Annotated in this window: 9 protein-coding genes; 5 read left to right on the top strand and 4 right to left on the bottom strand. The window is 69.3% G+C overall.

Translation table 11 applies throughout. The features are described from left to right. Window positions 1-134: 134 nt before the first annotated feature. The gene (locus PI990_RS21010) at window positions 135-320 is read left to right on the top strand and encodes a carbon storage regulator (RefSeq protein ID WP_021219945.1); all 186 of its coding nucleotides are present in this window, start codon (window positions 135-137) and stop codon (window positions 318-320) included. Between the two features lie 169 nt (window positions 321-489). Continuing rightward, on the top strand, window positions 490-1,692 hold the full coding sequence (locus tag PI990_RS21015; protein ID WP_271658346.1) for a GGDEF domain-containing protein: 1,203 nt from the start codon (window positions 490-492) through the stop codon (window positions 1,690-1,692). Window positions 1,693-1,703: 11 nt separating this feature from the next. Here the strand turns inward: PI990_RS21015 and PI990_RS21020 are convergent, their stop codons facing one another. Continuing rightward, the gene (locus PI990_RS21020) at window positions 1,704-3,035 is read right to left on the bottom strand and encodes an aminotransferase-like domain-containing protein (protein ID WP_271658347.1); all 1,332 of its coding nucleotides are present in this window, start codon (window positions 3,033-3,035) and stop codon (window positions 1,704-1,706) included. A 122-nt stretch (window positions 3,036-3,157) separates the two neighbouring features. On the opposite strand from PI990_RS21020, the gene PI990_RS21025 reads away from it, so the two are divergent. The 3 genes from PI990_RS21025 (at window position 3,158) to PI990_RS21035 (ending at window position 5,468) form a co-directional block, all read left to right on the top strand. Then, window positions 3,158-4,054: a DMT family transporter gene (locus PI990_RS21025; RefSeq protein WP_271658348.1), complete on the top strand. Its 897-nt coding sequence runs from the start codon at window positions 3,158-3,160 to the stop codon at window positions 4,052-4,054. Window positions 4,055-4,217: 163 nt separating this feature from the next. After that, complete coding sequence (locus PI990_RS21030) at window positions 4,218-4,790, top strand: cysteine dioxygenase family protein (RefSeq protein WP_021219949.1); 573 nt, start codon at window positions 4,218-4,220, stop codon at window positions 4,788-4,790. A 120-nt stretch (window positions 4,791-4,910) separates the two neighbouring features. Next, window positions 4,911-5,468: a prolyl hydroxylase family protein gene (locus tag PI990_RS21035; protein ID WP_271658349.1), complete on the top strand. Its 558-nt coding sequence runs from the start codon at window positions 4,911-4,913 to the stop codon at window positions 5,466-5,468. Window positions 5,469-5,590: 122 nt separating this feature from the next. On the opposite strand, the gene PI990_RS21040 is transcribed toward PI990_RS21035, so the two are convergent. The 3 genes from PI990_RS21040 to PI990_RS21050 are packed head-to-tail and all read right to left on the bottom strand — an operon-like array spanning window position 5,591 to window position 24,299. After that, on the bottom strand, window positions 5,591-7,000 hold the full coding sequence (locus PI990_RS21040; protein WP_271658350.1) for an HlyD family type I secretion periplasmic adaptor subunit: 1,410 nt from the start codon (window positions 6,998-7,000) through the stop codon (window positions 5,591-5,593). Next, complete coding sequence (locus PI990_RS21045; RefSeq protein WP_271658351.1) at window positions 6,993-8,678, bottom strand: ATP-binding cassette domain-containing protein; 1,686 nt, start codon at window positions 8,676-8,678, stop codon at window positions 6,993-6,995. Before PI990_RS21045 ends, PI990_RS21040 begins: the two co-directional genes overlap by 8 nt. 60 nt (window positions 8,679-8,738) lie before the next feature. Next, window positions 8,739-24,299 (bottom strand): Calx-beta domain-containing protein, encoded by a 15,561-nt coding sequence (locus tag PI990_RS21050; RefSeq protein WP_271658352.1) that lies wholly within the window; start codon window positions 24,297-24,299, stop codon window positions 8,739-8,741. Window positions 24,300-24,385 lie beyond the last annotated feature (86 nt).

Consider the following 24,385-nt stretch of genomic DNA (forward strand, 5'->3'; position numbering starts at 1 on the left):
GAGCGCCCTGGAGTGCGACAGCCGCCGCTTCCTGGCAAGCCAGCCATTCGATTCACTGAACCGATGGCCGCCAAACCACTCAAAGCCCGGAACCGTTTGCCAACCCGGCACATCCATATAGAAGAGGAACCTCCATGCAGGAGCTGACATTCGAAGTCGGTGAACACTTCCAGATCGGGGACGGCATCGTCGTCAGAGTGATCGCCACCCAGGGCTCGCAGACCAAGCTGGGCATCGAAGCCCCGCGGAATGTCGCCGTCCACCGCGAAGAGATCTACGAGCGCATCTGCAAGGAGCGCCAGCAACTGAGCACCTGCTGAGCCACGCCTTATCTATATATAGAGGGGATGGAGATGGCAGCGAGCCCTCCACCCCGCCATCCCCAGCGCGCCACAGGCAGCCGCATCAGCACGCGAGCGCTCTTCCTACAGCCGCCCTGCCATAATGGCGTCATCCAGGCTCAATCCCACGCGCCGAGCGCAACCCCCGATGCTGCTGAACGACCCCGTTACCCTGCTCCTGATCATCACGCCGTTCGGCCTCATGACGATGCTGCTCCTCTGCCTGTCCTACGTCGGCCTGGGCAAGGGCAATTCATCGCTGCACTGGTGGATAGCCGGGGACCTGCTTTTGGCCGCCTACCGCCTCGTCGCCCTGATGCAACCGGGCATTGCCGCCGGCGCGCTGTCCTGGCTCGGCCTGTTCCCGCCAGCGGTGGCCTTCGTCGCTGGCACCGCGCTGTTGTTGATGGCCATCGGCAGCCACACCCTCGCCCTCTATCACCTGATGGAACGCAGCGACAGTCGCGGCTGGCACCTGAAGATCGGCTTCGGCCCCGCCCTGCTCTACGGCGTCGTCGCCGTGATCGCCCTGCACGGCAGCTATATCATTCCGTGGTTCTCACTGGCCATCAGCCTGACCATCGCCCTGCAGCTGAACATCACCCTCCAGTTGCGCAAGCGCTATCGCGGTGCCTGGGGCCTGCTCGCCGGGCAGTCCGCGCTGATCCTCTTCCACGGCTGGACGCTGATCGTGCTGACCCTGCACCCGATCCCGCCGTTGCCCTTCGACCGTCCCGACCTGCCCTCCATCAACGCGCTGTTCATGGACTTCATGGTCTCGTTCCTGTTCACCCTCAGCTACGCGCTGATGCTCCAGGAGCAACTGCGTCAGCACGTGCAGCAACTGAGCATCACCGACACCCTGACCGGCGCCCTCAACCGCCGCGGCGCCGCCCCCATCCTCGACCGGGAATGGGCCCAGGCCGCCGAACAACGCAGCCCCATGGCCGTCGCCATGATCGACCTCGACCACTTCAAGGCGATCAACGACCAGTACGGCCATGCCGCCGGTGACGCCGCCCTGCAGGCCTTCTCCGACACGGTCAACCGCCTCAAGCGCCAGAGCGACATCTTCGTACGCTGGGGCGGCGAGGAATTCCTCCTGCTCTTCCCCCATACCGATATCCAGCAGGCGCAGAACTTCATGGCCCGCCTGCGCGACACCCTCAGGCGCGACCCTGTCTCCCCCGCCCTGCCCCTGCACATCGGCTTCAGCGCCGGCCTGGCCGACAACGTCACCATTGGCAGCGCGCCGCAGTTCGAAGTCCTGCTCAAAGCGGTGGACAAGGCCCTTTACCGCGCCAAGCGCCAGCGCGACCGGGTAGAACGGGTGGAAACCGTCGACCTCTGAAACGCCCTCCTTTATAGGTGCGCCTCCACCACCGACTTCACCCGCGCCAACGCTCCCTGCAGCACCGGTATTTCCACCGAGCCCAATGCCAGCCGCAACGCATGGGGCACATGGAGGGATATGGCGAAAGGTTCGGCGGTCGAGACCGATATCTGCTCGCGCATCAGCGCCATCGCCACCTGATCGGCACGGGCATCCTCCGCTAGCGGCAACCAGAGGAAATACGAATCGGAATGCCGCACCACCGGCAACCCCGCCAGCAACTCACCGGCCAGTGCCTGCCTGGCCCGGGCGTCCTCGCGCTTCTGCGCTTCCAGCCGGGCCACGGTGCCGTCCTCCACCCAGCCACAGGCAATCGCCGTCAGTACCCCCGCTGTGTTCCAGGCGGTCGCACGGATGGTGCGCTCCAGTGCCGGCACCAGGGATGCAGGCGCCGCCACGAAGCCAACCCGTAATCCCGTCGCCACGCTTTTCGAGAACCCGGATACATAGACCGTCCGCTCCGGCGCCAATGCCGCAACAGGAGGCGGCGCCCCCTCGACGAGAAAGGCATAGGCCGCGTCCTCGATGATGCGCAGTTCATGGCGCCGCGCGATCGCCACCAGGCGCTCCCGCTGCTCGATCGGCATCACCCAGCCCAGCGGGTTGTGCAACGTCGGCATGGTGTAGAGCACCCGCACCGGTCGTTCCCGGCAAAGCCTTTCCAGGGCAGCGAGATCCGGCCCTGTAGCGCCACAGGGAATGGCCACCAGCTCCACCCGAAGCGCCTCCGCCAGTACCTTGAAGCCCGGGTAGGTCAGGGCATCCGCCGCCACCACATCGCCCGGCTGCAACAGCGCCATCATCGCCACTGCCAGCCCATGCTGGGCGCCGTTGACGATCAGCACCTGCTGCGCAGCCACCTCCAGCCCCCGGTTAGCCAGGTGACGGGCCATCACCGCGCGCTCGTGCAGGCGCCCACCATGGGGTTGATAACGCAGCAGCGCTTCCAGGTCCCCACTCAGCGCCAACTGGCGCAGTGCCGTGCGCAACAGCTCCGCCTGCCCCGGCACCGAGGGGTAGTTGAAATTGAGGTCGATCATCCCGGCCTCGACGTCCTGCTGATCCACCCCCAGCCCGGGCGGCAGCGACACCTCCCTGACGAAGGTTCCACGCCCTGTCTCCCCGCTCACCAGCCCCATCGCCTCCAGTTCCGCATAGACGCGGGACGCGGTGACCAACGCCAGCCCCTGCTCCGCCGCCAATTGGCGATGGGTCGGCAGGCGTGTACCCGGCGACAAGCGCCCGGAGCGGATATCAGCGGCAAACGCATCGACCAGGGCCTTGTAGCGGGAGCGTGGCATCAGATGTATCCATGACAATATTTTGATTGTGCTGATTCTTGGTCATAGCATCCGCCCCACGCAAGCCGGCCAAGCGCCGCAGCGGGCCACTCCCCCAGAACCAGCACGGACAGCGAGCCACCATGAAAGCAGCCCTCCCCAACACCCCGACGCTCGCCGCCCCCTCCGCCAGCGGCTGGATCAATGGCTTCATCGGCGTGCTCATCTTCAGCGGCTCGCTGCCCGCCACACGCTTCGCCGTGCAGGAACTGGACCCCACCTTCCTCACCGTCGCCCGCGCCAGCATCGCCGGCCTCCTCGCCCTGTGCCTGCTGCTGGCATCCGGCGAGCGGCGCCCAACCCGCCAACAGTTGCTGCCCCTGGCCGTCGTCGCGCTGGGCGTCGTGCTCGGCTTCCCCCTGCTCACCGCACTGGCCCTGCAATACGTCACCTCCGCCCACTCCATCGTCTTCCTCGGCCTCCTGCCCCTGGCCACCGCCCTATTCGGCGTGGTGCGCGGCGGGGAGCGTCCAGCTGCCGCCTTCTGGGCCTTTTCGATACTGGGCAGCCTGCTGGTGGTCGGCTTCGCCCTCTCCCAGGGGCTCACCGCGTCGCCCCAGGGCGATCTGCTGATGCTCCTGGCCATCGTCGTCTGCGGGCTCGGTTATGCCGAAGGCGCCAAGCTGTCGAGAGCGCTGGGCGGCTGGCAGGTGATCTGCTGGGCACTGGTCCTGTCATTGCCGATCATGGCCATCGCCACCCTGATGTACCTGCCGCCCTCCCTCACCACAATCAGCCTGCCCACCTGGCTCAGCCTCGGCTACGTCTCGCTGTTCAGCATGCTCATCGGCTTCGTCTTCTGGTACCGCGGCCTCGCCCAGGGTGGCATCGCCGCCGTCGGCCAGCTGCAACTCCTGCAGCCCTTCTTCGGCCTGGCGCTGGCGGCCGGCTTGCTGCACGAAGAGGTCAGCCCCGCCATGCTCGGCGTCACCCTGGCGGTCATCCTCTGCGTCGCCGGCGCACGCCGTTTCGCTCGCTGACCGCCCTTCCCGGCGCTCCACGGCAGCCGCGCGCAAACCGTCTACAGTCAGTGCGGAGGCGATTCCGGCGACCCCGGCATCGCCATGACCCTGCCCTCGCCCACCGGCGAGACAGCATCGGCCTCAGCCACGAGCTGAGCGCAACCACTGGAAGGTGCCGCACATGCCGAAGTCCGTATTGAACTGGTTCATCGAACACGCCACCGAACTGAGTCACCAGCAACCCGCCCCCTGCGACTGCGTCGCCGCCCTCGCACCCTGCATGGCCGAACTGATCCACAACGCCCCCGGCTTCCTCGAGCCCGAGCATTACCGCAGCGACCCGACGCACTACGCGCGCAATCTCATCCACCGCTCGGCCAATGACGACCTCTCGCTCTACGCCCTGGTGTGGATGCCCGGCCAATGGACGCCCGTGCACGACCACGGCAGCTGGGGCGTGGTCGGCATCGTCGAGGGCGTGCTCGAGGAGCGCAGCTACATCTGCATGAACAGCGAACGCAACCGCGACGAGGGCATCGAGCTCGCCCGCGGCGGCGTCATCCTGCTGCCCAGCGGCGCCGTCACCAGCTTCGTGCCCGACCCCGACCACATCCACATCACCGGCGTGCCCGCCGAACGCCCACGCGCCGTCAGCCTGCATCTCTATGGCCGGCTGATGCACAACTTCCATATCTACGATGTGGCCAGCGGCACCCGGCAGCTCACCGAGGTCGAGCACAACGCATCGCACTAGCGTCCGTCACAGCCCCCGCATCCGCGCCTCGACAACCACGCTGCCGCGCCCTAGCATCCGCCGGCGGCTCGCGGCCGCGTGGTTAAAGGACGAGGGGCCAGGCCCCGGCAAGGACAGGACATGGAAAAGACCGACTTCGGCATCGCCCGCTTTCTCATCCAAGGCTTTCTCACCCGTGAGGAATGCCAGGCCCACATTCGCATGAGCGAAGCCATGGGCTACGAGGAGGCGGCCATCCAGATGCGTGACGGCGCGCACGAGATCCACAAGAACATCCGCAACAACGACCGCATCCTCTTCGACGACCCGGCGCTGGCCAACCAGCTGCTGGAGCGCGCGCGTCCCTGGCTGCCGGCCTGCCTGGACAACGAATGGGAGCTAGTGGGGCTCAACGAACGCTTCCGCTTCTACCGCTACACGCCCGAGCAGTACTTCAAGTGGCACCGCGACGGTTTCTATCGCCGCAGCCAGGACGAGATCAGCCAGCTGACCTTCCTGCTCTACCTCAACGACGACTACGAAGGCGGCGAGACCCAGTTCCGTGGCGAAGACAGCATCCGCCCCGAGGCCGGCATGCTGCTGGTCTTCCCCCACCCGATCATGCACCAGGGCGCGCCCATCACCGCCGGGGTGAAGTACGTGCTGCGTAGCGACGTGATGTACCGCCGCCTGCCCTGATCGCCACAGGACGCCTCAGGCTGCATTCAATCTACAGACCATGACGCAACCGCCGTAGGGTGGGCTTCAGCCCACCACTCCGCGCCTGGAGACCGACCCCCCCAGGGGATCGCCCCGCCCCATCACGGCTCGCTGAACGACCGGTGCATACCATCGGTAAGCGGGCCGGCGATGTAGTTGAACAGCGAGCGCTCGCCCGTGAGGATCGCCACGCTCACCGGCACGCCGGGCAGCAACGGGTAGCGGGTGCCACGGTGGACGAAGGCGTCCTGGTTCGGGCGGATGCGCACGCGGTAGTACGGCACCTTCTGCTCGTCGAGCACCGAGTCCGGGCTGATGTCCACCACCTCGCCATCGATGGGCTGGAAGCCCCGGGCGATGGAGGACACCAGCTGGATACGCGCCTGCTGGCCGAGGTTGACCATGCCGATGTCACCCACCGGCAGGCGGGTCTCGATCGTCAGCGGCTCGTCCGCCGGCACCAGGGTCATCAGGGTGCCGCCGGGCTGGATCACGCCGCCCTCGGTGACCACCTGCAGGGTCATCACCACGCCCTCGATGGGCGAACGCACCACCTGCCGCTCGCGGCTGTCGGAGAACTTGCGCAGGCGCTCCTGCAGCTCGGTGATCTGCCGGCGCGCTTCGGCCAGTTCCTTCTGCAGCTCTTCGTTGCCGCCGGAATCCAGCGAGGTCAGCGCCGCCTGCTCCTGGCGCTGGGCGGCCAATACGCGGCCGAGGGAGGCCTGGGTTTCCTGCAGGGTGCCGCGCAACTGCTCCTCGTCCTTGAGCAGCTCCAGGTGCTCGTAGCGGTTGGCCAGGCCTTCCTTCATCAGCTTCTCGCTGATGGCGATCTGTTGCCGCAGCAGCTTGAGCTTGGCGTTGAGGTGCGCACTGCGCGCCTTGAGCTCCTTCTCCTCGGCATCACGCTGGAGGATCTTCTGCTGCTGCTCCTCGTAGCGGCTGCCCAGCCGGCTCTTCTGGGCGATGAACAGGTCGCGGTTGACCTTCACCTGCTCGGGGTAATCCCTGGCCAGCTCCTCCGGCACCTGCATGGCGTCGGCACCGGCGAGCTGCGCTTCCAGGCGGATGGCGCGGATGCGCAGCGAACTCAGCAGCGCCTCGGTCTCGCGGCCTTCGGAAAGGGTCGAGACGCGCTCCACCTCCGCCAGCGGCTCACCGGCCGCCACGCGCTGGCCCTCGCGCACCAGGATGCGGCGGACAATGCCGCCCTCCAGGTGCTGCACCAGCTTGGTCTGCCCCATCGAGGCCACCTCGCCGGTGGAATGGCTGGCGATGTCCAGGGTGAACAGCGCCGACCACAACAGCAACGCGCCCAGCAGCAGTGCCAGCAGGCGGATGGTCAGGCGGCTGCCCAGCAGCTCGTCGCCGGGTAGCGCATCGCCCTGGGCGGGCAGGAAGACGCCCACCAGGCGGCGCAGCAATGGATTGTTCTCGAAGGCGCCCAGCAGGCGGTCGGCAGCACGGCCGAGGCGGGTCGGCTGGTCGTCCAGGGGCAGGCTCTGTTCAGACATGGCTGGCTCCTGCGCGAGCGGGCTCGCGGGCGGGTTCACGCAGCACGCGGGGCACCGGCTTGTCGTTGAGGTCGATCACCGCGTCGGCGGCCCCGAGGATGAAGGGCTCGTTGCTCATCATCACCAGGGTGCGGCCCTCCCGGGCCAGGCGGCTGAGCAGCGCGGCGATGGCCTTGCAGCCCTCGGCGTCGACGCCCTCGGTGGGGTCGTCCAGCACCACCAGGCGCCCCTCCCCCAGCACCGCGCGCACCAGCGCCAGGCGCCGGCGGATGCCCAGCGGAATGTTCGCCCCGCCGTTGCGCAGGGCCAGGCCCAGCCCCTCGGCGCCGCCTTCGACGAAGGCGCCCACGGCCAGCTCGCGGCACAGCTCCAGCACGCGCGCGTCCGGGGTTTCCGGCGCCAGCACGCAGAGGTTCTCGCGCAGGGTGCCGTCGAAGAACTGCGGCTCCTGGGGCAGGTAGGCCACCTGCCGGCGCCACCATTGCGGGTCGGCCTGGCGCAGGTCCATGCCGTCCACCAGCAGGTGCCCGCGCAGGGGCTCCAGCAGGCCCACCAGCAGCCGCGCCATGGTGGTCTTGCCGCTGCCGTTGGCGCCGGTGAAGGCCAGCACCTTGCCGGCTTCCAGCTGGTAGTCGAAGTGCTCCAGCACCGGCACCGCCTGCTTGGGATAGGAAAACGCCATGTCCTCGAAGCGCAGGGCACCCTGCATCTGCCCCAGGCGCACGCCCTCGGCGCGCTCGCGGGGAATGGCGCAGAGCTGGCGCACCAGGTCCAGGGCGCGCTGGCCACGGCCGATCTGCTCGCCCAGGCCCAGGGCCCGGGTCAGCGCCGCCAGGGCGCGGCTGGCGAGGATGTTGCACCCGATCAGCGAACCCACATCGAGGTTGCCCGCCAGCACCTGGCGGGCGCCCAGGCCCATGATCACCATGCCGAGGATCAGCGTCCCGGCGTAACTGGCGTTCTGCATGGTGTTCTGCAGGCGGTTGAGCTGCGCGCGCTGCTCGGCCTGGTCGTCGGCGCAGGCGCGCCATTTTTCCTTGAGCGCATCGGCCGCCGAGAAGGCGCGGACCATCTCGCCGCCGGCAGTGAGGTTGTGCTGGTAGCCGGCCATCTGGATGGCGATGCGGCTCTGCGCTTCCATCGGCTCGCGCAGGCGGCGCTGGGCCAGCAACGAGACCAGCGCCACGCCGGCCATCACCAGCAATGTCATGCCGGCGAGGAAGGGGCTGAGCATGCCCAACACCACCACGAAGACGAAGGCGAAGGGCGTGTCCAGCAGGGTCACCAGGTTCGGCGCGCCGAAGCACTGTTGCACCGTGCTCTGCCCGGAAAGAATCTCGCGCCGGGCGCTGTGGGGCAGTTGCTCCACCAGCGCGTACTGGCCACGGGCGCTGCTCTCGAACAGGGTCTCGCCCAGCTCGATGTCGGCACGGGCGCACAGCCACTGCGCCACCCGCAGGCGGGCGTTGCGCAGCAGCACCTCGAAGCCCACCGCCAGCAGTGCGCCCAGGGTCAGGGTCAGCAGGGTCGCGTCCACCCCCAGGGCCAGGTAGCGGTTGAGCACGTGGATGCTGTACAGCGAGCTGGCCAGGCCGAGCAGGTTGATCAACAGCGAAGACAGCAGCAATTCCAGGCGGAGCCTGGGCTGCAGGGCGATGCGGCGGAGAAACTCGTTCATCTCGGTACTACTCGGTAAAAGCGGAAATCCCCTCCGCGTTGCAGCGCGGAGGGGATCGGGTCACACCGTGTGAGGTTGAATCACGTCCTGTGGCAGGTTGTGCGCATCGGGTTGGTTGGCCAGCTCGGCCAGGGCGACAAGTCCGCTGCCGTCCGTGCCGCTGGCGGTGTCGGCGTCGTAGTACAGCCGGGAGACGTCGCCGTTGGAGATCAGGAAGAAGGCCGAGCCACTGTGCTGGCCGCTGCCGCTGATCATCGCCTCCAGCTCGTCGAGCTGGCCGTTGCTGCCGGTGCCGAACTGGAACTGCCCCGAGGCGAAGCTCACCCGGTACACGTCGGCATCGCCCTGGGCCGCGAGCTTGGCCAGGGTGTCCATCACATCGCCGGTGAAGGCCTGGGACACCGAGGTCAGGTTGCTCAGCCCACCGAAGGCCGTCGGGTCGAAGGTCAGGTGATCGACGCCGGCCTGGAAGTCGAGGATCGCGTCCATGCCGTCGCCCGGCGAGCTGTAGTGGAAGCGGTCCGCACCGGCGCCACCGCGCAGCACGTCCGCACCGCTGCCACCCACCAGCAGGTCGTCGCCGTCGCCGCCATCGAGCACGTCGCTGCCCGCCCCGCCGAACAGGCGGTCGTTGCCGCCCAGGCCAGCCAGGTTGTCAGCACCCGAGGTGCCGGTGAGCAGGTCGTCGCCGGCGCCGGCGACATCGTCGTTGCGCAGGGTCACGTCCTTGCTGATCAGCACATAGGGGCTGTTGGCCGCCGAGCGCAGGACGATGGACATCAGCTCATCGGCCTCCACCGCGCGGTCGCCGTTCACCGAGAAGCTGAAGCTCGCGGTGGTGCTGCCGGCGGCGAAGGTCACGCTGCCGGAAGGCCAGGCGCCGCCGAAGTCATCGGCATCCACGCCCTGGCCGGCGCCCGGTTGCAGGCTCCAGTAGAAGGTCTCGGCGCTGGCGGACGGGTTGCGGGTCACCTGGTAGGTCACCAGGGTGGCGCCCGCATCGCCCTCCAGCACGCTGTCCGGGCCGCTGATGCCCAGGCCCAGGTCGTCGTCACGGATGGTCCCGCCGAGGCTGGTGGAACCGCCGGCGATGGCCGGGTGGCTGAAGGTCAGGGTGAAGGACTCATCGCCCTCGCGCAGGGAATCGCCACGGATCGGCAGGCTGAACACCATCTCCGACACACCGGCGGCCAGGGTGATGGTGCCGGTCAGCGGCACGTTGAAGTCGTTGGCGTCCACCGCCCCGGCGATGCTGTAGGTGAGGGTCAGCGCCGCGTTGTCCGGACCCGCCCGCAGGATGCGGTAGGTCAGCGGCGTGGTGGTGCCGGGGCCGCCTTCCAGGCGGCTGTTGTCCATGGCCAGCACGGTCAGGGCCACGTCGTCGCCCTGGATGGTGGCGCGGGCGCTGCCCTGCAGCGGGTTGACGCTGCTGCCACCGCCGCTGCTGGAGAGCTGCACGGTGAACTGCTCGTCGGACTCGCCCAGGTCATCGCCGTACACCGCCACTTCCAGCACCTTGCTGGTCTCGCCGGCGGCGAACTGCAGCACGCCGCCCGGCAGCACGCCACCGACGAAGTCGGCCGCATCCGCCGGTGCCGAGCCGCTGCCGGCCACCGACCAGTCGATGCTGGCCGCCGAGCTGGTGTCGCCGCTGCGGGTCACGGTGAAGCGGAAGAGGGTGGTGGCCCCGCCGTTGCCCTCGGCCAGCACGCTGTCCACCACGCGGATGGCGAACTGGTTGTCGTCGTTGACGATGGTGCCGCTGGCGCGGTCGTTGATCAGGTCGATGCCCTGCGGGTCGCTGAGCACCACCTCGAAGCCCTGGTCCGGGCCGAGCACGTCGTCGCCCTGCACGCGGATGACGATGTCCTTGTAGGTCTCGCCGTCGGCGAACACCAGCGAACCCGACGGCAGCACGCCACCGACGAAGCTGCCGGCGTTGGCCGGGTAGGTGCCCGCGCCCTGCAGCGCCCAATCCACGCTGACGCTGCCGTTGCTGTCGCCCACCCGCTCGACGCGGTAGACGAACTCGGTCACCTGGCCCTGGTTGCCCTCGTCCTGGCGATCGCTACCGAGCACCGCGATGCTCAGGCCCCGGTCGTCGTTGACGATGGTGACGCTGGCCTCGCCCGTGAGGATGGTCGCCCCCTCGGCGTCGCTGAGCACCACGGAGAATGTCTCGTCGCGCTCGCCCAGGGTGTCGGCATCCACGTAGACGGTGATGGTCTTGGTGGTTTCGCCGGCGCCGAAGGCCACCACGCCGCTGAGGAAGATGCCGCCGAAGTCCTCGGCGTTGACCGGGTTGGCGCCGCTGGGCACCAGGTCCCAGAGCACGCTGGCCGGGCCGGAGAGGTCGCCGCCACGGGTCACGGTGAAGGTCACCGCGGTCTGCTGGCCGTCGCTGCCTTCCACCACCTGGGCGGCGTCGGCGGCGATCCACAGCACCGGGTCGTCGTTGAGCACCACCGATTCCACCGGGCCGGTGGTGATGGTGGAACCGAAGCTCGGGTTCTCCAGCCACACCTGGAAGCTTTCGTCTTCCTCGCCCAGCTCGTCGCCGCGCACGGCCACGGTGAAGGTCTTGCTGGTCTCGCCGTCGGCGAAGTGCACGGTGCCGCTGAGGGCGGCGAACTCGGCGTCGCTGAGGGCGTGGGTGCCCACCCCGGCGGCGCGCCAGTCGACGCTGGCGGCGCCCACCGAGCTGCCGCTGCGGTCGATGCGGAAGGTGAACAGGGTCAGGCCGTCATCGCCTTCCACCGCTTCGCGGGTCACCGCGCTCAGGGCGAGGCTGTCGTCGTCGTTGCGAATGGTGCCCACCTGGCCGTTGCCGACGATATCGGCGTTGGCGCTGGGGTTGGACAGCTGCAGGGTGAACTGCTCGTCGCCCTCGTCCAGGCCGTCGCCCAGCACATCGATGTAGATGTCCTTGTGGGTCTCGCCGGCGGCGAACACCAGCTGGCCGCTGGGCAGCACGCCGCCCGGGAAGTCGGCGGCGCTGGCGCTGCCGGCCTGCACGGCCCAGTCGACGCGGGTCTCGCCGCTGGAATCGCCGCTGCGGGTCACGGTGAAGTGCAAGCGGCCCGGGGTGCCGGCGTCGCCTTCGTAGGCCTGGGCGGTGACGCTGGCCAGGGTCAGGTCGACGTCGTCGTTGCGGATGGTGCCGGCGGCACTGGAGGCGGCCGGGTCGATGCTGCTGCCGGCACCCGGCTGGTACAGCTCGACGCTGAAGCCTTCGTCCAGCTCCACGTCGCGGTCGCTGCGCACCGGAATGCTCAGCACCATCTCGCTCTGGCCGTCGGCGAAGGTCAGGGTGCCGCTGGTGACGCTGAAGTCGCTGGCGTCGGTGCCGCCGTGGACGATGCGCCAGCTCACGGTGGACGTACCGTCGGTGCTGCCGGTACGGGTCACGGTGAAGGTCAGCGCGGTGCCCTCGCTGGCCTCGGCGGCGCGCGGGGCGATGGCGAACACGTCGTCATCGTTGCGGATCACCGCGTCCACCTGCTGGTTGGCGAAGGTGTGGCTGAGGCTGTCGCTGGGCGCCTGCAGGCTGAGGGTGAAGCCCTCGTCCGCTTCCAGGCGGCTGTCGCCGGCGACCCAGACGATCACGGTCTGGCTCATCTGGCCCTCGGCGAAGGTCAGCTCGCCGAAGGGCAGTTGGCCGCCGACGAAGTCGTCCGCCGAGGCCGGGTTGGCGCCGCTGCCGGCAACGCTCCAGGCCAGGCTGGTGGCCAGGCCGCTGCCGCTGCGGGTGACCAGGAAGCTGTAGCCGGTGGCGCCGCTGTCGCCTTCCACCGGGGTGGCGACCACGGCGAGGTTCCACTGCACGTCGTCGCTGACGATGGTGCCGGTGGCGCTGCCCACCTTGATGTCGGTGCCGGCGGAGGCGTTGCCCAGCACCACCTGGAAGGACTCGTCGCCCTCCAGGGTGCGGTCGCCGAGGACCACGATGCTGATGGTCTGGCTGGCCGCGTCACCCGAGGCGAAGCTGAGGCTGCCGCTGGGCAGCACGCCGCCGAGGAAGTCGGCGGCATCGGCCAGGCCCTGCAGGCTCCAGTCGAGGCTGGTGGCGCGGTCGAGGTTGCCGCTGCGGCTGACGGTGAAGGTGTAGACGGTCTGCACGCCGTCGTGGCCTTCCACGTGGCGCGCGTCGGTGGCGACGATGGTCACCGAAACATCGTCGTTGACGATGGTGGCGTCCGCCGTGGCCTGGGTGAAGACCACGCCGTCGGCGCTGTTCAGGCTGAGGCGGAAGTCCTCGTTGGCCTCGCCGCTGTAGTCGCCACGCACCGGTACGCGGATGGTCAGCTGCTCCTGGCCGGCGGCGAAGGTGACGCTGCCGCTGGTGGCGAGGAAGTCATCCGCCGACGCCGGGTTGGCGCCGATGCCGGCGACGCTCCAGTTGATGGTCTCGGTGCCGCTGAGCTTGCCGCTGCGGGTGAGCACGAAGTCGAACCAGGTGGTCTGGCCGTCGTCGCCTTCCGCCTGGGCGGCGGGGGCGGCGACGTCGATCACCACGTCGTCGGCGCGGATCAGGCCATCGGCGCTGGCCTGGCCGATCACCAGGCCGCTGGACGGGTTGCTCAGCACCAGGCTGAAGCCCTCGTCGCTCTCGGCCAGCAGGTCGCCGCGCACGTTGACGGTGAGGGTGACGCTGGCCTGGCCGGCCGGCAGCACCAGCGAGCCGGAAGGCAGCACGCCCAGGGCGAAGTCGCTGCCATCAGCCGGGTGCGCGCCACTGCCCACCACCGCCCAGTCGACGGTCTTGGCCTGGTCCAGCGAGCCGGTGCGGGTGATGGTGAAGGTGAAGGCGGTGGTGCCGCTGTTGCCCTCGGCCTTGCTCGCGTCAGTGGCGGCGATGCTGATGCTGGCATCGTCGTTGAGGATGGTGCTGCTGGCGCTGCCGGTCTGGATCTGCGCGCCGCTGGCGTTGCCCAGCACCACGTTGAAGGCCTCGTCGCCTTCCACCAGGGTGTCGCCGTTCACCAGCACGGTGATGGTCTTGCTCGACTCGCCGTCGGCGAACACCAGGCTGCCGCTGGGCAGGCCGGCGTTGTCGCCCAGCAGGTCGGCACTGGCGAAGTCCGCCGCGTTGGCCGCACTGGAACCCAGGCGCCAGGCCACCGAGACGCTGCCGCTGGTATCGCCGGTGCGGGTCACGGTGAAGGTGAAGGCGGTGGTGCCGCCCTGCCCTTCGCCACGGCTGACCTGGTCGGCGCTGATGTTGAAGGCCGCGTCATCGTTGAGGATGGTGCCCTCGGCCGTGCCCTGGGCGATGGTGTCGCCGGCGGTGCCGGAGCCCAGGGTGATCTGCACGCTGTAGGTCTCGTCGACCTCGGCCACGGCGTCCTGGCTGGACTGGATGCTGATGGTCTTGGTCAGCTCGCCCGGGGCGAAGGTCACCGAGCCGGACATCGCCTGGCCATTGAGGTCCGCCGCATCGGCGCTGCCGTTGAGCAGGATCTGCCAGTTGATGGTCTGGTTCTGCTCGGTGCTGTGGCTGCGGGTGATGACGAAGGTCTGCGCCTGGCCCTCACTGGTGGCCCCCTGCAGCGGCGCGATGGCGAAGGTCGCGTCGTCGTTGCGGATGGTGCCGGTGGCGGTGGTGCGGATCGGGTCGCTGATGTCGCCGCTGAAACTGCCCAGGACGATGCGGAACTGCTCCACCTGCTCGGGCGTGACATCGCCGACCACGGTCACGCTGATGGTCTTGCTGGTTTCGCCGGCAGCGAAGCTCAGGCTGCCGCTGGTGGCGCCGCTGAAATCGGCGGCGCTGGTGCTGTCGTGCAGCAGCGACCAGCTCATGGACGAGGCGCCGCTGGTCACGCCGGAACGGGTGACGGTGAAGGTCAGCACCTGGTTGGCGTCGCTCTCGGTGATCGAGGCGTCGGCGATGCTGATGCCGGTGTCGTCGTTGGTGATGGTCAGGGTCGCGCTGTTCTGCGACAGGCTGCGGGTCACGCCCGGGCCGTTGAGGGTCTCCTCGTAGAACACCACGCGGAAGGTTTCGTTGGCCTCCACCGTGCCGTCGCCGCGCACGGCGAAGGTGATGGTGCCGGTGGTGACGCCATCGGCGAAGCCCAGGGTGCCGCTGGGCAGCACGCCGCCGGTGAAGTCGGCCGCATCCGCCGGGTTGCCGCCGATGCCTTCCACGCGCCACTTCACCGTGCCGGAGCCGCTGTAGCCGCTGCGTACCACGTTCAGCGAGAAGGTCGCGGACTGGCCGGCGCCGGTTTCCGCCAGGCTGGTGGCGGTGGGGGTGATGCTGTAGGCGGTGTCGGCATCGTAAAGAGTGCCGCCGACGCTCATGCTGGTGGCGGTGCTGGCGGCGATGGAGTCGACGCCGAAGCGCACGGTGGAGCCGGTGGTGTCGCCCGGCGCACTGAGGTTGAGGGTGAAGCCCTCGGTGCTCTCGATGCTGCCGTCGAGCTTGAGCAGGTTGGCCAGGGAGATGGCATAGCTGCTCTGGCCACCGGCCAGGGTGATGGTGCCGCTGGTGCTGACGAAGTCGGCGCTGGTGGTGTTGCCGTTGGTCAGGGTGTAGTTCAGCGTGATGTCGTTATCCAGGCGGCCGGAGCGCACCAGGGTGAAGCTCAGCGGCTGGCCTTCGTAGCCGGCGACGCTCGGGGTGGTGTTGCCGAAGCTGCCCATCCACAGGCGGATGTCGTCGTTGCGCAGCGTGGTGCTGGCGCTGGCCTGGGCCGGGTCGATGTTGGTGGGGCCGTATTCGTCGCGGTAGCTGCCGCTGATGAACCCGTTGTCGTAGGCGGTCCGCGGGTCCAGCAGGGTCAGGGTGAGGCCGGTGTCCGGCTCGATCACGGTGTCGCCACCGAAGGTCACGGTCACCTGCTTGCTGGTCTCGCCGGCGGCGAAGCTCACCACGCCGTAGGTGGTGTTTGAGTAGGGCGAGGTGGACCAGAGGGTGTTGCCACCGTAGCCACTCACCTGGCCGCCGTTGGCGCCGCCCCAGTTGATGTTGTTGCCGACGATCTGCCAGGCCACGGAGCTGGCGTAGTCGATGCTGCCGCCGGGCTGCACGGTGCGAGTGATGGTGAAGGTCACGCTGGTACTGGCGGCGCTGCCCTCGAACACCTGGGTGCTGCCGGCGCTGACGCCCAGCAGCGCGGCCGGCTCGTCGTCGTAGACGCGGCCCGTGGCGCTGGAGCCGATGGAGGGCGTCTCGATGTCGCCATCCAGGTTCTGCGGGTTGCCCAGCACCAGGGTGGCTTCCTCGCGCCAGGTCTCGGCGAGGCCGTCGTTGATCGTGCGCAGGCTGATGGTCTTGGTCAGCTCGCCGTCGGTGTAGGTGAAGCTGCCGCTCAGGGTGCGTGTGCCGGCGTTCCACGACAGGCCCGGGTTGTTGGCCAGGATCCAGTCCATGTCCAGGTCGGCGGGGTCGAGCTTGTACCAGGTGCTGCGGGTGTTGTTGGTCTCGTTGGTGCTCTCGGAGCCGCCCAGCTGGATGGACCAGTCCACCGAATCCGTGCCGCGCTGGTCGCCGCTGCGGGTGATGGTGTAGACGAGGTCCTGACCTTCGTTGACATGCGCCACGCTGGCGTCGAAGCGGGTGTCGTCGTTCTGCAGCACCACGTGGTTGTTGACGTAGCCGGGGTTGGCGGTGGAGCCGCCCTGGATGCTGCTGCCCGGGCTGGCCTGGGTCAGGTAGAGGCGGAAGGCCTCGTCCTGCTCGCCGGCATCGTCCACCTTGGTGCGGATGGTGACGTAGGCCACCGACTGGCCATCGACGAACTCCACGCGGCCGGAGGGCACGGTGTCGTTCCAGAAGTCGGCGGCGCCGGTGGAGGTGTAGCCGCTGACGTTGGTCTGCACCGCCCAGTCCACCCAGGCGGTGCCGGCGGTGGAAACGGTGCGGTACACGGCGAAGGTGTGCTCGATGTAGCCATCGGCCGCGCTGCCGCCGTCGGCCACGGTGTCACCCTCGGCGCGGGTGCGCCCGGTGGTCGGGGTGTCCTGGATATAGAACTCCGCCTCGTCGCGCTGGATCTCGCCGAACAGGTACACGCCGTTGGCGCTGGTGTTGGCCTGCAGCGTGTTGTCGCTGGTGTAGATGTTCTGGGTGCCGGTCTGCGGCGCTACCAGTTCATCGATGCCGCCGCTGTTGGTAAACAGCACCTTGAACCACTGGTCGTCCTCCACCGTGTCGTCGCCGCGCACAGTGAGGGTGATGGTCTTGCTGGTCTCGCCGCTGGCGAAGGTGACGGTGCCCGACGGCAGGGTGCCGCCGTTGAAGTCGACGCCATCGGCCGCGTATTCCCAACGGCTACTGCCGTATTCCCAGATGTCCTGGCCGGTGGTGCTCCAGTTGACCGTGGAGGTCTTGGCCAAGTCGCCGCTGCGGGTCAGGGTGATGGTGTAGGTGGTGTTCTCGCCGGCGACCTTCTCGGCCTGGCGGGCCTGGGCCCACTCGACGGTGACCCGGGTGTCGTCGTTGGTGATGGTGCTCTGGTAGCTGCCATTGGCGCCGATGGAGGTGCCGCTGCTGGCGCCGCTGAGCACCAGGTTGAAGCGCTCGTTGCCCTCGACGCTGCCCACGCCGTTGTCGCCGTAGGCGTAGACGGTGATGGTCTTGCTGCTCTCACCGGCGGCGAAGCTCAGGGTGCCGGAGGGCGTCAGGTAGGCCGAGCCGTTGGTGAAGTCGGCGGCGTTGGTGTCCAGGTGCTGGACGCTCCAGTTCACCGTGCTGGCCTGGTCCAGGTTACCGGTGCGGGTCACGGTGTAGGTCAAGGGCGCACCGGTGCCGTGGGCGCCGTCGCCCTCGCTGCGGCTGGTGGTGCCTGCGGTGATGTTCAGCTCCGCGTCATCGTTGCGCACGGTGCCGGTGGCGCTGCCGGTGGTGATCTCGGTGCCGGCGGAGGCGTTCTCCAGCACCAGCTTGAGCACCTCGTTGGCCTCCAGCTTGCTGTCGGCAGCAATGCGCACGGTGATGGTCTTGCTGTTCTCCCCCGCAGCGAAGTTCAGGGTGCCGTAGGGGATGCCGTCGCCATCGAGCAGCACGCCGCCCGGCTGGCTGCCATAGAAGTCGGCACCGTCCACGGCATTGGCCACGCTCGGGTCGACACGCCATTGCACGCTGCTGGCCTGGCTCAGGTAGCCGCCCCGGCTGACGCTGAAGGTGAAGTCCACGTAGCCGCTGTTGCCCTCACCCTTGTCCGCCGACAGCGCGCTGATGCTCAGGGTGGCGTCGTCGTTGGTCAGGGTGGTGGTGGCGCTGGCGGTGCCGATCACGCTGTTGGCCGGCGGGTTGGACAGGGTCACGGTGACCGCTTCGTCGCCCTCGTACACCGAGTCGCCCTTGACGCGAATGACCACGGTGGCGGTGGCCTGGCCATCGATGAAGCTGACGGTGCCGGTGCTGCCCTGGCCGGCACCGAGGTCGGCGGCGTCGAGGCCGCCGCTCAGGGTCCAGGTCAGGTCGCGGCTGCCGGCGAGCGAGCCGCTGCGGGTCACGGTGAAGCTCACCAGGCGCTCGCCGCTGTTGCCTTCGGCCAGGCTCGCGGCGTCGGCGACGATGGCGAAGCTGGCGTCGTCGTTGAGGATGCGCGTGCTGGCGCTGCCCTGCCCCGCTTCGACGGTGCCGCCCTGCGGGTTGAACAGTTCCACCTGGAGCAGCTCGTCGGCCTCCACCAGGTTGTCGCCGCGCACGCGGATGGTGATGGTCTGGGTGTCGCTGCCGTTGGCGGTGAAGCTCACCGTGCCGCTGGGCAGGCCGCCGTTGTTGCCGTTGCCGTCCTGGCCACTGGCGAAGTCGCTGGTGTCCAGGCCGGTGGCGCTCTTCAGGCGCCACTGCACGGTGCCGGCGGCCGTGCTCAGGCCGCTGCGGGTGACGGTGAAGGTGATGTCGGTGAAGGCACCCTGGGTGCCCTCGGCCTGTTCCGCCGGGGCGCTGATGCTGAAGTTGGTGTCGTCGTCCTGCACGGTGGTGGTGGCGGTGGCGCCGGTCACCAGGCCCGCGCTGGGGTTGCTCAGGGTCAGGGTGAAGGCCTCGCTGCCCTCCACGCGGCTGTCGCCGGCCAGCTCGAAGCTGACGGTGAGCTCGGACTGGCCCGGGGCGAAGGTCAGGGTGCCGCTGGGCAGCCCGCCCAGGGTGTCGCTGGCATCGCCGCCATTGGCGCCGCTGACGGCGTAGTCGACCGTGGCGCTGCCGGACAGCTCGCCGCTGCGCACGATGCGGTAGATCACCGTCTGGCTGCCGCCGGTGCCTTCGCTGACGGTGGCGCGCTCGGCGACCACGGCGAAGCCCTGGTCGTCGTTGCGGATCACGCCTTCGGCGCTGCCGTCCACCACGCTCTGCGGGGTGCCGTCGCCCAGGCGGGCGTTGCCCAGGTTGACGCTGAAGGTCTCGTCGGCCTCCACCACCAGGTCGCCCTTGACCAGGAGGGTCAGGGTCTTGCTGGCCTCGCCGGCGGCGAAGCTCAGGGTGCCGGTGCTGGCGTCGAAGTCGGCGGCGTTGGCGATGCCGGCCAGGGACCAGTCCACCAGCGCGGCCGAGCCCAGGTCGCCGGCGCGGGTCACGGTGAAGGTGAAGGCGGTGGTGCCGCTGTGACCTTCGGCCTTGTCGGCGGCGAGCGGGCTGATGGAGAAGCCCAGGTCGTCGTTGTCGATGCGGCTGTCGGCGCTGCCGACGGTCAGTTCGGTGTTGCCGTCGCGGGCCTCCAGGCTGACGCCGAAGGTCTCGTCCAGTTCGATGTGGCCGTCGCCGGACACGCGCACGGTGACCTGGGCGCTGGTCTGGCCCTCGGCGAACTGCAGGGTGCCGGACGGCAGGCCGCCGTTCGCGCCCAGGGCGTCCTGGCCGCTGATGAAGTCGGCGAGGCTGGCGGCGTCGACGCCCTGCCCCACCGCCACCTTCCAGTCGACGCTGGTGGCGCGCAGGTCGCCGGCGCGGGTCACGGTGAAGGTGAAGCTGCGTTCCTGGCCGGCATCGCCTTCGGCGGCGCTGGCCTGGTCGGCGACGAGGGACAGGCCGACGTCATCGTTGCGCACCAGGGTGCTGGCGCTGCCGGTGAGCAGCTGGGTCTGGTCGTGGGCGGGGTTCTCCGCCGGGTTGCCCAGGGTCAGGGTGAGGGTCTCGTCACTTTCCAGCACGGCGTCGCCGGCCAGGGTCAGTTCGATCACCTTGGAGGTCTCGCCGGCGGCGAACTGCACCAGGCCGTTGAGGGCGGTGCCGGCGGCGAAGTCGTCGGCCTGCAGGCCGCTGGCGGTCCAGGTCACGCTGACCGGGCCGGACAGGTCACCGCTGCGGGTGACGGTGAAGCGCAGCACCTGGGTCTCGCCCGTGGCGCCTTCGGCCACCTCGGCCTGCTGCGCCTGGATGCGGATGCCGACGTCGTCGGAAACGATGCTGCCCTGGGCCTGGCCGGTGAGGATCTCGGCGTGGCCGCTGGCATTGCCCAGGGTGACGGTGAAGGCCTCGTCGCCCTCGACGTCACGGTCGCCACGCACGGCGACCTGGATCACCTTGCTGGTCTCGCCCGGAGCGAAGGTCAGGGTGCCGGCCGGCAGCACGCCACCGGCGAAATCGGCTGCGTCCACCTGGCCGGAGAGGCTCCAGTCCACGGTGGTGGTGCCGCTGGTGACGCCGGAGCGGGTCACGGTGAATTCATGGATGACGCTGCCGTTGTCGCCTTCCACCAAACCGCTGCGGGTGGTGGCGATGGCCAGGCCGGTGTCGTCGTTGGTGACGGTGGCCGATGCCGAGGCGGTGCCCAGGCTGGAACCGGTCGCCGGGTCGTAGAGCTCCACGCGCAGGCCTTCGCTGGCCTCCAGGTGGTAGTCGCCGGCCACCTGCAGGGTGATGGTCTTGCTGGTGTCGCCGTTGGCGAAGTTGAGGATGCCGCCGGGCAGCACGCCCCCGACGAAGTCGGCAGCGTCCACCGGGTTGCCGCTCTCGCCCACCACGCGCCAGGCCACGCTGCCGGTGCCGCCCAGGTAGCCGCTGCGGTTGACCAGGAAGCTCAGCTCGGCCACCTGGCCATCGCCGCCTTCGTTGACGCTGCTGCCCTGGGCCTGGATGGCGAACTGCTGGTCGTCGTTGAGCAGCTGGCCGTTGATGCTGCCGTTGCCCACGGTGGCGCCGGGGTTCGGCGTGCCGAGGCTGAGGACGAAGCTCTCGTCGCCTTCGAGCTGGGAGTCGGTGGCGATGTGCAGGACGATCTCCAGGCGATCGACGCCCGCAGCGAAGACCAGGGTGCCGCTGGGCAGCACGCCGCCGACGAAGTCGCTGCCGTCCACGCCGTTGATGGCGCCGGGCGCGAGGCTCCAGGTGATGGTGTCGCTGCCGGCGAGGTCGCCGCTGCGCTCGACCACGTAGCGCAGCTCACGGGTGCCGCCGCTGCCCTCGAAGCTGTCGGCCTGGGACAACAGGTTGAACACCACGTCGTCGTTGCGGATCACCCCGGTGGCCTGGCCGACGGAAATTTCGGCGCCGGCACTGGGGTTGCTCAGCACCACCTGGAAGGTTTCGTTGGCCTCCAGCACATTGTCCGGGGACAGCGGCAGGGTCACCACCAGGCTCTGCACGCCGCGGCCGAACTCCAGGGTGCCGCTGAAGGCGGTGCCGGAGAGGAAGTCGGCGAGGCTGGCGGAGTCGGCGTCGTTGCCGAACACCACGCGCCAGTCGACGCTGACGCTCTGGGTCAGGTCGCCCTGGCGCTGCACGGTGAAGTTGAGCTGGCGCGGGGTGTCGCTGTTGCCTTCGGCGGCGGTCAGGCCGCTGCCGTCGAGGGTCAGGCGCGCGTCGTCGTTGATCAGGCTGCCGGTGGCACGGTCCTGGATCACGGTCATGCCCGGGGTGCTGGTGGCGATCACCACCTGCAGGCCCTCGGTGGGCTCGTACTGGCTGTCCGGGCTGGGGCTGAAGCGGATCACCGCACTGCTCTGGCCGGCGGCGAACTCGATGGTGCCGGACGGCAGGGTGCCGCCGAAGTCAGCGGCGTCCACCGGGTTGTTGCCGTAGCCCTGCACCTGCCACTGCACGGTGCCCGGCAGCGACAGCTCGCCGCTGCGGGTGACCACGAATTCCAGCACCGGCGCAGCGCTGGTGCCCTCGCGGACGTTGGCGGTGCGCGCGGTGATGGACACCGCCTGGTCGTCCGGGTCGATGCTGGCCAGGGCCGCGCCGACGTCGATCTGGCTGTTAGCGTCCTGGGCCTGCAGGGCCACGGTGTAGCTCTCGGTGCCCTCGATCAGGCTGTCGCCGTTGAGGCGCACGTAGATGACCTTGCTGCTCTCGCCGGCGGCGAACTGCACCACGCCGCTCATGGGCTGGTCGGCGGCGAAGTCGTTGACGTCGGCCGGCAGCTCGCCGTAGCCGGCGATCTGGTAGCCGATCTGCCCGGCGCCGCTGGTGTTGCCGGTGCGGGTGATGACGAAGGCCTGCACGCCACCGGTGCCGTTGCCCTCGGTGGTGGACGCGGTCAGCGCCTCGATGCTGTAGGTGGATTCGTCGGTGCGGATGGTGCCGTAGGCTTCGCCGTTGATGACCTGCACGCCGGCCGGCGGGTTGTGCAGCACGATGCCGAAGGTCTCGTCGGTTTCCGCCAGGTTGTCGCCCTTGACCCAGACGGTGACCAGCTTCTGGGTCTCGTTGGCGGCGAAGGTGACGCTGCCGCTGGGCATGCCATCGGCCATACCGAGCTGGTTCTGCCCGGCGATGAAGTCGTTGGCGTCGGCAGCGTGGGCGCCGACCCGCACGAAGCGCCAGTCGATGGTGAGGTCCTGGCCCAGCAGCTCGGAGCGGGTCACCAGGAAGGTGATCGCGGTCTGCTGGCCCTGGCCGCCTTCGACCACATCCATGGTCACGCCGCGCAGGCTGACGCCGGTGTCGTCGTTGACGAGCTGGGTGCTGGCGCTGCCGCCGGAAACCCGCAGGTTGCTCTGGTCGCTCTGCAGGCTGACGGTGAGGGTTTCGTCGTCCTCCACATCGCGGTCGCCGCGCACGGTGAGGACGATCTCGCGGCTGGTCTCGCCGGCGGCGAACTCCAGGGTGCCGCCGTCGATGCCTTCGACCAGGTCGTCGGCGTCGACGCCGCTGACCGACCAGCGCACCGAGCCGCTGCTCTGGGCGTCGGTACGGGTGACGGTGAAGCTGACCGTGGTGGTGGTGCCGCTGTCGCCCTCGGTGACCTGCGCCTGGTTGGCGCGGATGGACACCAGGCCGTCGTCGTTGACCACGGTGGTGCTGGCGCTGGCGGTGCCGATGATGAGGTGGGGGCTGGGGTTGCCCAAGGTCACCGTGAGCACTTCGCTGGGCTCGACCACGCGGTCGCCCAGCAGCGGGATGGTAATGGTCTTGCTCACCTCGCCGACGCCGAAGGTCAGGGTGCCGGAGGGCAGCGGGCCGCCGATGTCGGCGGCGTCCAGACCGCTGGCGCTCCAATCGACGGTAGCGGCGGCGCGGCCGTTGTCACGGGTGACGACGAAGGTCAGCAGTTGCTGGTCGCCCTCATCGCCTTCGAGCACCTGCAGGCGGGTGGCGACGACGCTGACGGTGGCTTCGTTGTCGAGGATCTGGGTGCTGGCGCTGGGCTGGCCGAGCTGGCTGCCGGCGCTGGCGCCGCTGAGGGTCACGGTGGCGGTGCGGTCGCCCTGGGCGAAGTAGTCGCCGGGCACTTCGATGCGGATCTCCTGGCTCATCTGCCCTTCGGCGAAGGCCAGCAGGCCGCCGGGCAGGGTGCCGCCGAACAGGGCCGGGTCCAGGCCATCGAGGTTCCACTGCACCTGGCTGGCGCCGGTGCCGCCGCTGCGGCTGACGGTGAATACCAGCACCAGGGTCTCGCCGTCGTCGCTCTCCAGCACCTCGGGGGCGCCGGCGACGCTGAGCACCGAGACCGGTTCGCTGGTATCACCGCTCAGGGTCGGTGCGGCCGGCGGCTCGAAGCCCGCCGGCAGCTCGCTGTTGGTGCCCGCGGACAGGCTGCTGCCGATGCCGGTGTCGCCGCCCAGGTTGGGGAACACGCCAAGGCCGCCGCCGGCGACGCCGGAGGTGCCCTGGCCGGCCGCACCGGTGCCGATGCCGGAGCTGACGCCACCGAGCAGGCCCGGGCCCATACCGTCGAGGTTGAGCATGGCCAGTTCCGGCGGTACGCCGGGCGGCAGCATGCCGCTGCCGGTGGCGTCACCGGTGAGCGCAGCCTGCTCGGGGCGGAAGGTCACGGCCTGCTGGTCGAGGCCGATGTCCTGGCCGAACAGGCCGGTGATCTCGGGGCGGTAGGTGCTGTCGAAGGGCGACGGGCCGGGGATCGGCGCAGCGTCGGCCTGGCCGGGCAGCGGGGTCGCCTCCAGGGCCTGGACGCCGTCGTGGCGCTCGGCCGGTGCGTCCGGCTGGGCCGGGAACTGAGCCTCCGCGAGCCAGCCCTTGACCCAGGCGCTGGCGTCCACCGCGCCGTTGCCGGCAACGGCGGCGTTGGCCTGGGCCGCCATGGCCTGGCGCAGGGCCGCAGCCATCTGCAGCGGGATGCCGGCGGCCAGGAGCATGTCGTGCATGGCCTGCAGGGCCTGCTCCAGCGAGGCGACCTCGGCGGGCGCATGGCCGGTCAGGAAGTCCGTCACCACCTGAACGGCACGTACCAGGGTTTCGATCTGCGCGCTCGTCAATTCAGCCATCTCGGCTACTCCTGCGGATGCTGTTTACAGCCTGTACTTGGAAAACGCGCACGCACCCGGAACAGGTGCGTGCGCTGGACGGATCG

This window comes from Pseudomonas sp. TUM22785, assembly GCF_028198105.1.
In the GTDB taxonomy this organism is placed as follows: Bacteria; Pseudomonadota; Gammaproteobacteria; order Pseudomonadales; family Pseudomonadaceae; genus Metapseudomonas; species Metapseudomonas solani.